Source organism: Rhizobium sp. T1470, from assembly GCF_042140505.1.
Lineage (GTDB): Bacteria > Pseudomonadota > Alphaproteobacteria > Rhizobiales > Rhizobiaceae > Rhizobium > Rhizobium favelukesii.
The window spans coordinates 1,711,888-1,725,407 of record NZ_CP148092.1; the positions used below are offsets into that span (position 1 = coordinate 1,711,888).

Here is a 13,520-nt window from a genome sequence, read left to right on the forward strand (position 1 = left end):
CTGCAAAACGCGCGCAGATTTCCTCTCACCGGTTCGCTCCCGAACCCGGACCTTTTCAAGGGAGGATCACATGCTGCATCAGAAAATCATCAAGACGCCATTCAAGACGAAATACGGCAACTTCATCGGCGGAGAATGGCGCGAGCCGATCGAGGGGCGTTACTTCGACAACATCACGCCCGTTACCGGCGGCAAGCTGTGCGAGGTGGCACGCTCCAGTGAACTGGATATCAATGCCGCACTCGACGCTGCACACGCTGCCAGGGAGAAATGGGGCAGGACTTCGGTTGCCGGACGGGCCAACATTCTTATGAGGATTGCTCAGCGCATGGAGGATAAGCTTGAACTCCTGGCGCAAGCCGAAACATGGGACAATGGCAAGCCGATACGCGAGACGATGGCCGCCGACATCCCGTTGGCGATCGACCACTTCCGATACTTCGCCTCCTGCATTCGTGCCCAGGAAGGTTCGATCGGAGAGATCGACCACGACACGGTCGCCTATCATTTCCATGAGCCGCTCGGTGTCGTCGGCCAGATCATTCCCTGGAACTTCCCGATCCTGATGGCTGCCTGGAAGCTCGCTCCGGCGCTCGCCGCAGGCAACTGCGTCGTCATCAAGCCCGCCGAGCAAACGCCGGCCTCGCTTCTCGTCTGGGCAGAACTCGTCGGTGATCTGCTGCCGCCTGGCGTCCTCAATATTGTCAACGGCTTTGGCCTTGAAGCAGGCAAACCGCTCGCCTCCAGCCCGCGCATCGCCAAGATCGCCTTTACCGGTGAGACGACGACCGGCCGCCTGATCATGCAATACGCCAGCCAGAACCTCATTCCGGTGACCCTCGAGCTCGGTGGCAAATCGCCAAACATCTTCTTTGCCGACGTCATGGCGCAAGACGACGACTTCCTCGACAAGTCGCTGGAAGGTTTTGCAATGTTCGCGCTGAACCAGGGCGAGGTGTGCACGTGCCCCAGCCGCGCGCTCATCCAGGAATCGATCTACGATCGCTTTATGGAAAAGGCCGTCAGGCGCGTCGAAGCCATCAAGCAGGGAAACCCCCTCGACACGGCGACGATGATCGGTGCCCAGGCTTCCAGCGAACAGTTGGAAAAGATCCTCGCTTATCTCGACATTGGCAAGCAGGAAGGTGCTGCCGTGCTGACCGGCGGCTCGCGCAGCGATCTCGGCGGCGACCTCGCCAGCGGCTATTACGTCAAGCCGACGATCTTCAAAGGACACAACAAGATGCGCGTCTTCCAGGAGGAAATCTTCGGACCCGTCGTGGCCGTAACCACCTTCAAGGATGAAAAGGAAGCCCTCGAAATCGCCAACGACACGCTGTACGGCCTCGGCGCCGGCGTCTGGAGCCGCGACGCCAACCGTTGCTACCGCTTCGGCCGTGAGATTCAGGCCGGTCGGGTATGGACGAATTGCTACCACGCTTATCCGGCGCATGCCGCTTTTGGCGGCTATAAGCAGTCGGGCATCGGTCGCGAAACCCACAAGATGATGCTCGACCATTATCAGCAGACGAAAAACATGCTCGTGAGCTACAGCCCGAAGGCCCTCGGTTTCTTCTGAGAGGTCTGTTTGCCGGCTCGCTCTCATGACAGGGCGAGCCGCTTTCAGGAGAGAGATGATGAAAGCGACGATCAATGACCAGCCACGCGTCACAGCGACAGACAGTGCGATCGCGTTGATTGAGGAGATCAGGCGAGATCATCCCGATATCCTCTTTCATCAATCGGGGGGCTGTTGCGACGGTTCGTCGCCGATGTGCTATCCGGCGGGGGACTTCGTTGTCGCAGATCACGACGTCAAGCTCGGGGAGATCGCAGGCGTCCCTGTCTATATCAGCGCCACACAGTTCGAGGCCTGGAAGCACACGCAACTGATCATCGACGTCGTGCGCGGTCGTGGCGGCATGTTCTCGCTCGACAACGGCCGAGAGAAGCGCTTCCTGACCCGATCCCGTCTGTTTGCGGCCGCGACCTGACGAGCGATCAGATCTACCCACTGCCAAGCAGGCCGACCGAGCGGCGATGCAAAAAGTCGTCCTTACCGACTTGATCGTTGGCAAGAACGGTGCCATCTAACGCACATCACCTGTATCGATAGCCTGCTGGCGTGCCCTCCGGGACATGTCGCGTTCGCTGTCCGGGAAAGAAAAGACGCTCCCCGAAAGGGTTGAGCGTCTTTTTCTTTTTGACATCTGCTATGGCTCGCCCGAAACAGCGTATGATGCGGCACGAGGGAGAAACAGCAGATGAACGATAATGTCATTCAATTCCGGCGTCCGAAGCCCCCGCGGCCGCCTCGACCAGGTCTTCGCAAGCTCGCGATTGCGGCAGCCATTCTTGCACTGTTCGTCGCGGCATGGGGTTATTTTACCCTGTTCAGGACGCCGATCTGATATCGGTTCCTTCGGTGCACCGGTTTGCGACTGAGGGCAGTAGGGCACGAGAGCTCCCTGACTGACAAGCGACGAGTGCTCTGGCTTCGCTTTCCCATTCCGCCATTTCATATGAGATAAACCGCGCTACTGTCTGAATGGAATGGTGCGCAAAGCCAGTGCTGGCTGCACGGTTTCGACGGAAGCGTCAGATCATGAGAAACGCACGTATCGCGAAACGAGAGATTCCGATGAAAGTGCCCGAAATCGACAATGTAGACCGAAAGATTCTCCGATTGCTCCAAAGCGAGGGGGATCTCAGCCATGCCGCGCTTGCCGAGCGGGTCGGGGCGTCGAGCGCGTCTTGCTGGCGCCGCATCAAGGCGCTGGAGGCGGCCGGCATGCTTGGGCCGACGGTCCGCCTCGTGCGCCCTGAGGCGGTAGGTCGCGGTCTGACCGTATTTTGCCAGGTGCGAATGAAGACGCACGACCCGGTCGCCAGAGGTGATTTCGAACGTTTCGTGGAAAGTCACGAGGAGGTACTCGAATGCTATTCGATGTCTGGTGATTGGGACTATCTACTGCGTGTGGCCGTCACCGATGTCGAGGACTACGAGCGGCTACTCATGCAAGGGATACTGACACACCACGCCGTGGCGACATCGTCGTCGCATTTCGCCTTGAAGCGCGTGAAATACTCGACTTCGGTGCCCGTCTGAGCACGTCGCTTCTCAAGCACTTTGGTGAAATCCTCGGACCTTGGTCCCAAGGCTGGCTGGACGAACGTCCTGCGGCTATCAAGGAAAGGTCTGAAAGCAGCGATTGCGAATTGACGGTCCGGTGGACACGTGAGCAAATTCGAGAAGGTGGCGCGGCAGTTCCATATGCTACGCCGGGTGGTTTTTCTATGTGCATTCCAGCGTCGGACAAATCGGGTAGCGATGATTGCCCAGATCACGATCGGGAAGGACCGTGGAATTCAGAGGAATGATGATGCCCGCACGTCGAAGGTTCGTTGCGACCCTGTGCCGTATGTCACTTGGTCTGTTGCTGGCAGCGATGCCCTACAAGGTCGTGGTCTCTGGCACTTCGCTGACGCTCAAGCTCCAGACCGCTGAGGCCGACAAGGGCGGCAACGGCAATGGTGGCGGCAACGGCAATGGTGGCGGCAACGGCAATGGTGGCGGCAACGGCAATGGAAATAGCGGTGGCAATGGCAATAGCGGCGGCAGTGGAAATAGCGGCGGCAGCGGCAATGGCAATAGCGGGGGAAACGGCAATAGCGGTGGTAACGGCAATGGAAACAGCGGCGGCAGTTCCAACCGCGGCACCACCACGGGAAATGGCTCGAGGGCTTATGTCGGTGATACGGACAGCTCGGCAATAGAGGTTCGCCACGGCGACGGCATGAGCGAAGCCATCAGGAAAGGCCGCTACATCATGAGAGACGCGAGGGGGCGCACGATCGTCAATCGGCGCGCGACCTCTGCAGATGAAGTCCGCCTCGAATCCTTCATTCATTGATTGTCGCGCCCATCGATGGCATCGCGAAGCGCAATTGCCGCTTCCGTTCGGTTGGCGACACCGAGCTTCGCCATGATCTGCGTCATGTGATGCTTGATCGTCTTTTCGTGAAGATCGAGCTTCCTGGCGACATGCTTGTTGCTCATGCCGGATGCGACGAGCTGCAGGACCTGTTGTTCACGCGTGGTCAGTGCGGCAATGGCGGAAAATTTCTTCGGAGCAGGCGAAGAACGACTGGAAAGCAGCCGTGCTGACAGCGTCGGGGCGACATAGCTCTCGCCTGCAGCCACGCTCCGGATGATTTCGGCAAGTGCCCTGGAGCCGACGCCTTTCAACACATACCCCTTTGCTCCGCTGTTCAATGCGGCCGTGACATCGTCGCTGGACTCAGAAACGGTGAGCATGACAATCTTCTGTGACGGTTCGGTTTGGAGGATCGGAGCGATCGCGTTCAAGCCGCCGCCAGGCATGGAAATGTCCATAAGCAGCACGTCCGGCTGCAGATTCTGCGCCACCTTTATCGCATCATCCTTCGTGCTTCCCTCCGCGACGATTTCAAATCCGTCGATCTCCGACAGGCTTCGGGTTACCCCCTCCCTGAACAACGGGTGGTCATCGATCACTGCGACGCGAATTCGCGCTGTCATGTTTGTGGGATCTCCTCGCTACTGAGCGACATGCTGACAAGGGTACCTTGGGCGGACGATTGCAGCTGGAAGGTGCCGCCAAGGCTTTCAATCCGCTCTCTGAGACCGGCAAGGCCAAGGCTGGTGGGGCCTACGGCATTGGGATCGAACCCGGATCCACCGTCTGAAACCTCGATACTGATGCGGTCACCCTCCAAGCGTTGCACCACGCGTTGTTCTACACCGCCGCCGTGACGATAGCTGTTATTCAGCCCTTCCTGCACGAAACGGTATATACAGATCTTTGCCGAGGGCGAAAGGTGCTCGGGCACGTTAGCCATCTTCAAGTGAACGCGTGATCCGGTTCGTTGCTCATGCGCACGAACGCTGCGCTCCAATATCTCTGGCAGGCTCGCGGCCTCGATCTGCGGCAACACAAGCCCGCTGCAGATCGTCCTGATCTCATTCATGGCCTCGTCGAGGCTTGCCTTGATGGCTGCGATTTCACGCTCGCGCAGTGATGCAGGTGTGGCCGGATCGACCAGCGCATTGCTGTCCAGTCGCAACGAGGCGAATGCGACGAGTTGTGCCGGCCCGTCGTGAAGATCGGCGCCAATGCGTCGCAAATGGCTCTCGTTAAGCGCCGTGGCGCGCTGAGACGCGCGGTGGACCCGCGCTCGCAACGTCTGGTTCTGCGACAGGAGCGCCGAAAGCTCGTCAATGCGGCGCCTCAGTGCCTGCCGCTGATCTTCGATGGTCCTGCTTCCTCTCAAAATGAGGGCCGACAACACGATAAAAAACGCAAGCGTGAAGGCCGCGACCGCCATCCAGCTGTGCAAGCGCGCCTGATTGAGGCTCCGCTGGAAATCGTTGGCTATTTCATAGAATTCGGAGACGGCGACGACCTGCCCTGACCATGGTTGCAGAACGGGATTGTAGATCTCAAGCAAAGGCTTGCCACTTTCCCGCTCGCCTTCGTCCTCCCCGTCGTCCAGGCGATTGAACTGCGCGACCATCTTGCCGGAGAAAGCCGTCTTGAGGTCGTCGCTCAATTTGAAGCGCTTGCCTTGCATGCGCTTGTCGTTCGAATAAAGAACGGTGCCATCTGCGCGCCACAGCCTGAACGACTTCAGGCGGTTTCCAAGCGCGCCCTGCTCGAGGGTCTCGTCGAGCGCGCGAGAGACCGTATCATCGAGCTCCTCTGCCGTGAGCATGTCAGGCAGCAACGGTGCGATCACGCTGTCGACGTAAAGGGCAGTCGACGCCGCTGAATTTCGGGTCACCGCCTCTTCGATCAGGCTGCTTACGAATGCGCCGACCAACACCATCGCGACCAGCGACACAGCGCCTCCCGTAAGTAGGAACTGCCTGGCCAGCGATTGTGAATTCCATCGTTTTATGAGTTCATGGGGCCGCACAAGATGTCTCGGGATCGGCCGCCCAGAGTTGCGGCGGCACGTCAGTTCATCGAACCGCAGAATTACCTCGTTCCGATAATGGGTCAAACAATATCGCGTCACAGGGACGGGAATTTGGACCTTTGGTCTGTGACAGGTCAGACCTAGGTCCTAACTGGAGGAGCAATGGTCTGACCTGCGTGGAACTGGCGCCCGACGCAGGCTATCGTCGATGTGAATTGGAACGCGGTGTGTCCGCGCCAGGCCGGAAAGCTGGCTTCAAGCCCGCCGCTTGCAACCATGCTTTCCGGCCATACGAACAATGTACTGCAAAGCAGTATTAAATCCGGAGGTTGATATGAGCATTTCCACGATTCTTGGACGCAGCATTATTGCGCTGACAATTGCGGTTGCGCCTGTCGGGGGCGCAGCATTGGGCTTGTCGGGCGTCGCCTATGCGAAGGGTGGGAACGGTAACGGCAATTCCGGAGGTGGCAACGGAAATGGCAATGGGGGCGGCAACGGCAACGGCAACGGCAACGGCGGAAACCACGCTGGTGGCAGTTCCAGCCACGGGAAGTCTGACACCGCCGGTTCGCACGGAAAAAGCAAGAACAGCAACAGCAGTAGCGATCGTCCAACGTTGAAGTCGTTGTTCACGCACGAGAAGAAGTCCGCACCGACAACGAAAAGCAAGGTCGCGACGACGACCAAAGCAAAAGCCCCTGAAGCCTCTTTTGCCAGCATGAGTTCGCTGAACAGGAACTACCACGCCTACATGCACTCCAACGATCCTCGAATGGCGGCGGTTTCGGCCTATGTGATGGCCTACGCCGAGTTTGAAGCCGAAAACGGGCCTGACGCTATTCCGACTGACCCGGCTCTTAGCGACGAAGCGCTGCGCGACGCGCTTTCGAGCTTTACCAAGGGTGGCGAAGTGACGGACGATGCTCTCGAAGAGGCAAAAGACATCTTGGGTGTCGGCCCGGCCGTCGGAAAGATCGATCAGATTCGCGATACTCTTCCAACAGAGGAGTCAGTGACGGATCCCGACGCAAGCGCGCCGGTGGAAAGCGACGCGCCGCCAGTGACCGTGATCGTAGAGCAGCCCTGAGGTTGCTAAGAGCGAGGCCACGGTGCGGCAGCATTCGGATGAGGAGCCCCGCGGCGGCACTGGTTGTCGGCGCATGGCATAGGCGATGGAATCGCCAGCCGAAATATCAATAGTGATCGCGACGCCTTGGCCCACTGGCCAGTCGGCGTCGCGATTTCCGTTCCTGATTTAGCCACCATCGCAGTCCGACTTCTACCAGCATTTGGACGATCACCGTATCGGTGTGTCGGCGACGAGCTGCCGCAACCCGAGGCAGCGGCAGAACGCCCGAGCCTTTGCATTTCTTGATCCGGCAATACCCCGTGTCACCGCAAGGGAAGTGTCCTTGGACAACTCTTCTCCCTAACCGCCACGTCTCGTTCCATCTGAACTCTGCTGGCATTCGACCGGCACGCGCCTCGCGCATGATAGCATGGCGCGCGCGTCACAGCACATGGACCGCACAAGGCTCCTCGAGGGGTTTGCCGAATCTCGCGAATCGAGCTAGTTCTGTAACTACGCAAAAAGAGCGAATTATCGCCGCGGGGCGAAACAACGACTGCATTAACCATTCATCAATCGTATCGGCGCTTAGGCTATTGAAACGAACTGAGGAAAGAATCGTGAATCGGCACTTAAGCAGCCTCGACTTCATGCAGAGCTTTTCCACCAAATTGGAGCTCGCACTGCAAAACCTTTCGATGGCGCAATATCCACCCGATGCGCGCCGCGAGATGCGCAAATTCTCCTCGTCGGAGGTCGCAGCGCTCCTGGATGTGTCGGAAGCCTATATCAGGCAGATCGTTCTGAAGGACAAGGGTCCGTCGCCCGAGACCACGTCAAATGGCCGTCGCATGTACACGTTGGAGCAGATCCTCGAGCTGCGCCTGATGCTGGCCGAAAAGGGGCGCAAGAAGTGGATGAACCCACGTCGTGTCGAGGCTGAAGAATGCCAGATCATTGCGGTTACAAACTTCAAGGGCGGTTCCAGCAAGACATCCACGACCATCCACCTTGGCCACTACCTGGCGCTCAAGGGCTACCGGGTGTTGGCGGTCGATCTCGATCCGCAGGCGTCGCTTACCAGCCTGCATGGCGCGCTTCCTGATTTCGATCCCCGTGAAGATGAAACACTTTATGCCGCCATTCGCTTTTCGGACCCGAAGCCGACGAAATCGCTGGTCCACAACACGCATATTGCCGGTTTCGATGTCATCTGTGCGGGTCTCGACCTGACGGAGTTTGAAACGGCGGTCGCCCTTGAGATGCGAAAGAACGGCGGCACCAGCTTCCTGCTGCGGGTCTCGCAGGCGCTCGAGCAGGTTGCCGGTGACTATGACGTCATCTTGATGGATTCGGCGCCGTCGCTGAACTTCCTTACCCTCTCGTCACTGACGGCTGCCACCGGTGTTGTCATACCGGTTCCAGCCCATATGCTCGATGTCGATTCGACAGGCAAATTTCTCGAGCTAGCCTCGTCCTACATGCAGATTTTGAGCGAGATGGGGACCTCGGCGCAGTGGGATTTCGCGAAGTTTCTCGTCACGAAGTTCGAGGCCAACGATCATCCGCAGGCCAATATGACGGCCCTGATGCGACAGGTCTTCGGCGAAGACCTGCTGTTGAACATGGTCGCGAAGTCAACCGCCGTCGCCGACGCCCTGACCTGGAAGCAGAGCCTCTATGAGGTGCAGCGCTCACGCTTCTCGGCGCCGAAAACCTATGACCGCGCGATGGAATCGATCAACGCGGCCAATGCCGAGATCGAGAAGTTGCTTTGGGCAGCATGGGGGCGCGAATGAGCCGGAAAGATTCTCGTGGCATGTTTGCCAATGTGCTCGGTCAACTTGAGCAGCCGACTGCAGCGCCAGTCGCCAAGCCGACGACGTCTCCGCACCTTCTCAAGGTCGCGGCGGGCGTCAGGCAGATCCAGGAAAAAGGCGAGGTCCTCGACAGGCTTCTCAAGGACGGCGACCATATCGTCGAGGTCGATCCCGATGAGGTGGCACCCTCCACGATCCCGGATCGCTTCGACGGTGCTTATGACGATGCGGCCATCGACGAGATTGCGGCATCCATCAAGGAGCGCGGACAGATCGTTCCTGGCCTGATCAGGCCGCACAAAGGTGATGGGCTACCATACCAGATCGTGTTCGGGCGGCGGCGATTGGCGGCGGCCAAGGCGCTTGGCCTGAAGTTCCGCGCCATCGTGCGGGAACTCAGCGATGAAGAGGCAATCGTCTTCCAGGGCGAAGAGAACGCAAACCGCAATGACCTGTCGTTCATCGAGAAGTGTGCATTCGCGCTATCGCAGGAGCAGGCCGGATATCGACGCGACGTCATCTGCGCATCGCTTGCGACGGGGAAGTCGCATGTGTCGGAGATGCTACGGATTGCAACCGCGATCCCTCGGGATGTTCTCTTTGCGATCGGCTCCTCGCCGGAGATCGGCCGTCGCCGGTGGATCGACTTTGCCGACGCCTTCGCCAGGCGCCAGGACGGTGCAGCGCGCGTCAAGCAATCGCTGGGTCACGATAAAGCCGCTGCCGAGAAAGATCGTTTTGCGATCGCTCTTGGCGCGCTCAAGGCCGAAGCGGCGCCTGCGGCTGCGCAGTCTGCCGTGACGGAAATACGAGCAAATGGCTTTCTTCTAGCGACAGTCAGCTACGCGAAGACAGGCCCCAAGCTCAGCTTCACAAAGGCCGTTCCGGCCAGTTTCGTGGATTTCTTGAATGATCGCATGGAGGCGCTTCACAGCGAATTCGTGCAGTCGACACGACACAGTAGCAAAGGATAACGCCGCAAAAGAAAAAAGCTCCCGAACGTTGCCGTCACGGAAGCCCTTCTCATAGGTTAGCAGCTAGAGAATCGCATTTCCGGGAATCGCTGTCAAGAGTCGGCACCAGTTTGGTGGGTGGATTTCTTTTGCCTTCAGCAAGGTGAAGGTGATGGAAACAGGAAGTGTGACGACGCCCTTTGGGCAGCGTCCGATGACGCTTGGCATGCTTGCCAGCCAGAAGGCGGTGAGCGAGCTTCAGGCTGATCAATCGGTCGATAAGTGGAAAATCTATAGGGCACTATGCGCTGCCAAGCCCCTGCTTGGCGTGACGGACCGCGCACTTGCGGTGCTGAATGCATTGCTGAGTTTCTATCCGAAGAATGTCCTGTCGGAAGAAAACGGCCTCGTCGTCTTTCCGTCGAACGATCAGCTTTCGCTGCGCTCGCACGGTATGGCCGAGCAGACGATCCGCCGACATCTGGCTGTGCTGGTCGAAGCCGGATTGATCGTCCGCAAAGACAGTCCAAACGGCAAACGCTACGCCCGCAGGGTCAAGGAAGGCGAGGTCGGAGAGGCATTCGGCTTTTCGTTGGCACCGCTAATCGTGCGCGCCGAAGAGATCGAGCGCCTGGCCGCCGAGGTGGTGGCCGATCGGCTGCATGTGCAGCGATTGCGCGAGCAGCTCAGCCTTTGCCGCCGCGACGTTGCGAAGCTGATTGAGACCGCAATCGAAGAAGACCTGGCGGGCGATTGGGAGGCTGCGTTCAGCTATTTCAGGGCGTTGGTCGACGGTGTACCGCGTACGCCGAGCGCAGAGCGGATTAAAACGACGCTCGAAGAGATGCAAACCCTGCGTGAGGACATCACTAACAGACTGGAAACCTTGCTTAAAGCTGAAAAGACGAGCGGCAATCCCGCTCAAAGTGAGCGTCACATACATAATTCAAATCCCGACTCTAAATTTGAATCTGAACCAGCTTTAGAAACAAAGCAGGGGGCAAACTCGGCGGAGACGCTTGAGCCTTATGCCGCGGCGCCGGCTGAGAAGAAAAAGCATGACGATCGAAATACGGCCGAGGCGCAAAGGCGACCGGGCAGTGATGGCGCGGGCATGAAGTCCTTCCCGCTCGGGCTAATCCTGCAGGCCTGCCCCGACATGGTGAGCTACGGGCCTGGCGGATCGATTACAAATTGGCGCGACATGATGGCGGCGGCGGTCGTGGTCCGGGGGATGCTGGGTGTCAGCGCTTCGGCTTACGAGGAAGCGTCTGCAGCGATGGGAGCTGAAAACGCGGCAACGGTCATGGCTTGCATCCTCGAACGCGGCGGCCACATCAACTCGGCGGGCGGTTACCTGCGAGATCTGACCCGTCGCGCGGAACGTGGTGAATTCTCGATCGGCCCGATGTTGATGTCCCTGGTTCGTGCGCGTGGCGGCGGGACACGGCGGGCCGGGTAGCGGTTTCGGCAATTGGATCTCATCTGCCGAAACCTAGTTTGCTCCCCCACACACATGCGCAAGAAGGCCACACCCAAAAATTGACCGGGATCGTGGATTTTCCTCATCCGGTCGGAAACCGCGGCGGCGCAAATGTCGTCTCGGTCTCCTGGTTCAGCTGTCAGGCGTTTGATCTAACTGGTGAACCTGCCACGACATTCGCACGGAAAACCAGTCTTGCGGCCGCCGATATCGGTGAGACCGCATTGCCTTTCGATCATACGATCGGCTGCGCAATAGTGTGGCAAGGGTTCGGTTCGCGCCGGTCTCCACGATCCGTTAGGCAGTTGTGGCATCTCCGACAAGAACGACGCCGCAGTCTCCGCCGTGACCTGTTTCTCTCTCAGCCCGGTTCTGACGTTGCAAAGGCCGTCTCGATGGCGCGATCGGCGAGCGTTGGCGGCACACAAAATCCTACGCGTGTCGGCAGCAAGTGGCGTCAAAAGTAGAAGTGCGAAGTTGGCGCGCATGGTCTCGTCGAGAGCAACGCTTTCAAGCGTCGCCGCTTCCAGCGAGCGGTGCAGAAGACAGGTTAGCACCCGGATATCGCCTGCCGCACATGCGTTGAGTTTCGCGATAGTCATCGTCGCCGCGCGCAGCGGTGCGATGCCGCTGCGTCCCTCGAACAAGAACGCCCTTGATCCGAAAGGCCCGGTCGAATGGCTTGGCTGCCGCTTGAGATGCCGGCATTTGCCTGCATGTGATGTTTTCACATTCGAGTAGGAACGATGGACGCTGACAAGGTTTTTAAAGCGCTGGGCGATCCAACACGCAGAAAGCTGCTTGACCTTCTATGTGAAAGGACCGGGCAGACGCTTGGCGAGCTTTGCGAAAATCTGGACGTGGCCCGACAATCCGCCACGCAGCACCTCGAGATATTGGAGGCGGCCAATCTGGTGAGCACGGTCAGGCGTGGTCGGGAAAAGCTGCATTTCATCAACCCCGTGCCGCTCCACGAAGTCTACGAACAGTGGGTGCGGAAATTAGAGCATCAGCGGCTCAAGCTGCTGCACGATCTGAAGAAGGAACTCGAAGGAGAGTAACAATGATCAAAGAGATGACCAGCTTTGTTTACGTGACCTAGATTCTCGCGACCCGGAAAAGGTGTTCGAGGCCATAACGAAACCGGACGTCGCAAGGCGCTACTGGGGCCACGAGAACGGGAACATATCCGTGCCAACGACGAGCGCACTGTCGATCTCGTCGGCAACGTCATCGAGATCTTGCCACCGACCTGTCTCGTCATCACCTGGGCGAATGCGTCGCAGGCCTCCGATCCAGCGAGCTACAGCCGGGTGACGTTCGCGATCGAAGAATACGACAACATGGTCCGGCTGACCGTCACCCACGACGAACCCGGAGCCGGCAGCGGGATGGCCAACGGCATCAAACAAGGTTGGCCGGCCGTCCTATCCAGCCTGAAATCCTTCCTGGAAACCGGCCGCGGCATCGACCTGTCAGCCAAACCAAAATCGGCCTGAAACCTTGCGGGGCCAATCAACAAGTCTGCCAGCGGGAGAATGACAATGACCAAGACCTATAGCGGCGGATGCGCGTGCGGCGCGATCCGCTATGAAACGAGCAGCGAACCCATCTTCGAGAACCACTGCCAATGCCGCGATTGTCAGAAGCGAAGCGGTACGGGGCATGGATCCTACCTGACCTTCCCGCAGCGAGCCAACGTCACAATTTCCGGCGAAGCAAACACCTGGCGGGTAGCAGGCGACAGCGGGAACGAAAAGGGCCACGCCTTCTGCCCGACCTGTGGAACGCCGGTCTATCTGACATTCGTCGCAATGCCGGAACTGATTGCGGTCAACGCGACGAACCTCGACGACCCTGGCCAATTCAATCCGTGGGTGGTCACTTACACCATCGGCGGCCATGCGTGGAACACAAATTGACCCCTCGTTGCAGAAATTCGAGCGAATGCCACCCGGATAAATTCCGCTGGGCGCAATACGAAACCGCCGACAATATGAGTGGTCCGCTAGGGCCTGATTAAGCCGTTCGTCCAGGTTGTCGGGAGTGGCGGCATCGGGTGGTTTGCTGGCGAATGCACACGCTGAAAGCGCCTGCCATCAATCTGTATCCCAAAATGGGCAGGGCCGAACAGGTTCAGCGACGTCCTCCTGCCGGTGCATCATCGGTGCGGTTTCATGGGGCAATGGGTGGGTCCCGCACCGACCGCCATGCTCGGTCGCGACGCTTCG

The 13,520-nt window shown here is 58.8% G+C and carries 12 protein-coding genes and 2 pseudogenes; 12 read left to right on the forward strand and 2 right to left on the reverse strand.

Annotation, left to right across the window (positions count from 1 at the left end; translation table 11 throughout):
* Window positions 1-70: 70 nt before the first annotated feature.
* The 5 genes from adh to WGT02_RS29535 all read left to right on the forward strand — a co-directional run bounded on the left by adh (window position 71) and on the right by WGT02_RS29535 (window position 3,914).
* Window positions 71-1,579, forward strand: a complete 1,509-nt coding sequence (gene adh, locus WGT02_RS29515; protein WP_208246658.1) for an aldehyde dehydrogenase — start codon at window positions 71-73, stop codon at window positions 1,577-1,579.
* A gap of 58 nt (window positions 1,580-1,637) precedes the next feature.
* Window positions 1,638-1,994 carry a DUF779 domain-containing protein gene (locus tag WGT02_RS29520; RefSeq protein ID WP_208246660.1) on the forward strand — a complete coding sequence of 119 codons (357 nt, stop codon included), beginning with the start codon at window positions 1,638-1,640 and terminating at the stop codon, window positions 1,992-1,994.
* A 270-nt stretch (window positions 1,995-2,264) separates the two neighbouring features.
* A complete protein-coding gene (locus WGT02_RS29525) occupies window positions 2,265-2,411 on the forward strand; it encodes a hypothetical protein (protein ID WP_167546233.1) in 147 nt (48 codons plus the stop codon).
* Between the two features lie 230 nt (window positions 2,412-2,641).
* Complete coding sequence (locus WGT02_RS29530; RefSeq protein ID WP_024315224.1) at window positions 2,642-3,109, forward strand: Lrp/AsnC family transcriptional regulator; 468 nt, start codon at window positions 2,642-2,644, stop codon at window positions 3,107-3,109.
* 274 nt (window positions 3,110-3,383) lie between these two features.
* Window positions 3,384-3,914, forward strand: a complete 531-nt coding sequence (locus tag WGT02_RS29535) for a hypothetical protein (RefSeq protein WP_208247880.1) — start codon at window positions 3,384-3,386, stop codon at window positions 3,912-3,914.
* Here WGT02_RS29535 and WGT02_RS29540 read toward each other — a convergent pair.
* Both WGT02_RS29540 and WGT02_RS29545 read right to left on the reverse strand, forming a co-directional pair.
* On the reverse strand, window positions 3,908-4,561 hold the full coding sequence (locus WGT02_RS29540; RefSeq protein ID WP_208246662.1) for a response regulator transcription factor: 654 nt from the start codon (window positions 4,559-4,561) through the stop codon (window positions 3,908-3,910). The two genes, WGT02_RS29535 and WGT02_RS29540, sit on opposite strands and share 7 nt — an antisense overlap.
* Window positions 4,558-5,883 carry a sensor histidine kinase gene (locus WGT02_RS29545; RefSeq protein WP_225040041.1) on the reverse strand — a complete coding sequence of 442 codons (1,326 nt, stop codon included), beginning with the start codon at window positions 5,881-5,883 and terminating at the stop codon, window positions 4,558-4,560. The genes WGT02_RS29540 and WGT02_RS29545 overlap by 4 nt, the downstream gene beginning before the upstream one ends.
* Window positions 5,884-6,295: 412 nt before the next feature.
* Here WGT02_RS29545 and WGT02_RS29550 point away from each other — a divergent pair, with 412 nt between their 5' ends.
* From WGT02_RS29550 to WGT02_RS29580, 7 genes and pseudogenes are all read left to right on the forward strand, one after another.
* Window positions 6,296-7,051, forward strand: coding sequence for a hypothetical protein (locus tag WGT02_RS29550; protein ID WP_208246667.1), 756 nt, complete (start codon window positions 6,296-6,298; stop codon window positions 7,049-7,051).
* Between the two features lie 602 nt (window positions 7,052-7,653).
* Complete coding sequence (gene repA, locus WGT02_RS29555; RefSeq protein ID WP_208246669.1) at window positions 7,654-8,832, forward strand: plasmid partitioning protein RepA; 1,179 nt, start codon at window positions 7,654-7,656, stop codon at window positions 8,830-8,832.
* On the forward strand, window positions 8,829-9,827 hold the full coding sequence (gene repB, locus WGT02_RS29560; protein ID WP_208246671.1) for a plasmid partitioning protein RepB: 999 nt from the start codon (window positions 8,829-8,831) through the stop codon (window positions 9,825-9,827). The genes repA and repB overlap by 4 nt, the downstream gene beginning before the upstream one ends.
* Window positions 9,828-9,978: 151 nt before the next feature.
* Window positions 9,979-11,268: a plasmid replication protein RepC gene (gene repC / locus WGT02_RS29565; protein WP_208246673.1), complete on the forward strand. Its 1,290-nt coding sequence runs from the start codon at window positions 9,979-9,981 to the stop codon at window positions 11,266-11,268.
* 767 nt (window positions 11,269-12,035) lie between these two features.
* Window positions 12,036-12,350, forward strand: coding sequence for a helix-turn-helix transcriptional regulator (locus WGT02_RS29570; protein ID WP_208246675.1), 315 nt, complete (start codon window positions 12,036-12,038; stop codon window positions 12,348-12,350).
* A gap of 2 nt (window positions 12,351-12,352) precedes the next feature.
* Window positions 12,353-12,788, forward strand: a pseudogene (locus tag WGT02_RS29575) (SRPBCC domain-containing protein).
* Between the two features lie 45 nt (window positions 12,789-12,833).
* Window positions 12,834-13,251 (forward strand): annotated as a pseudogene (locus WGT02_RS29580) (GFA family protein).
* Window positions 13,252-13,520 lie beyond the last annotated feature (269 nt).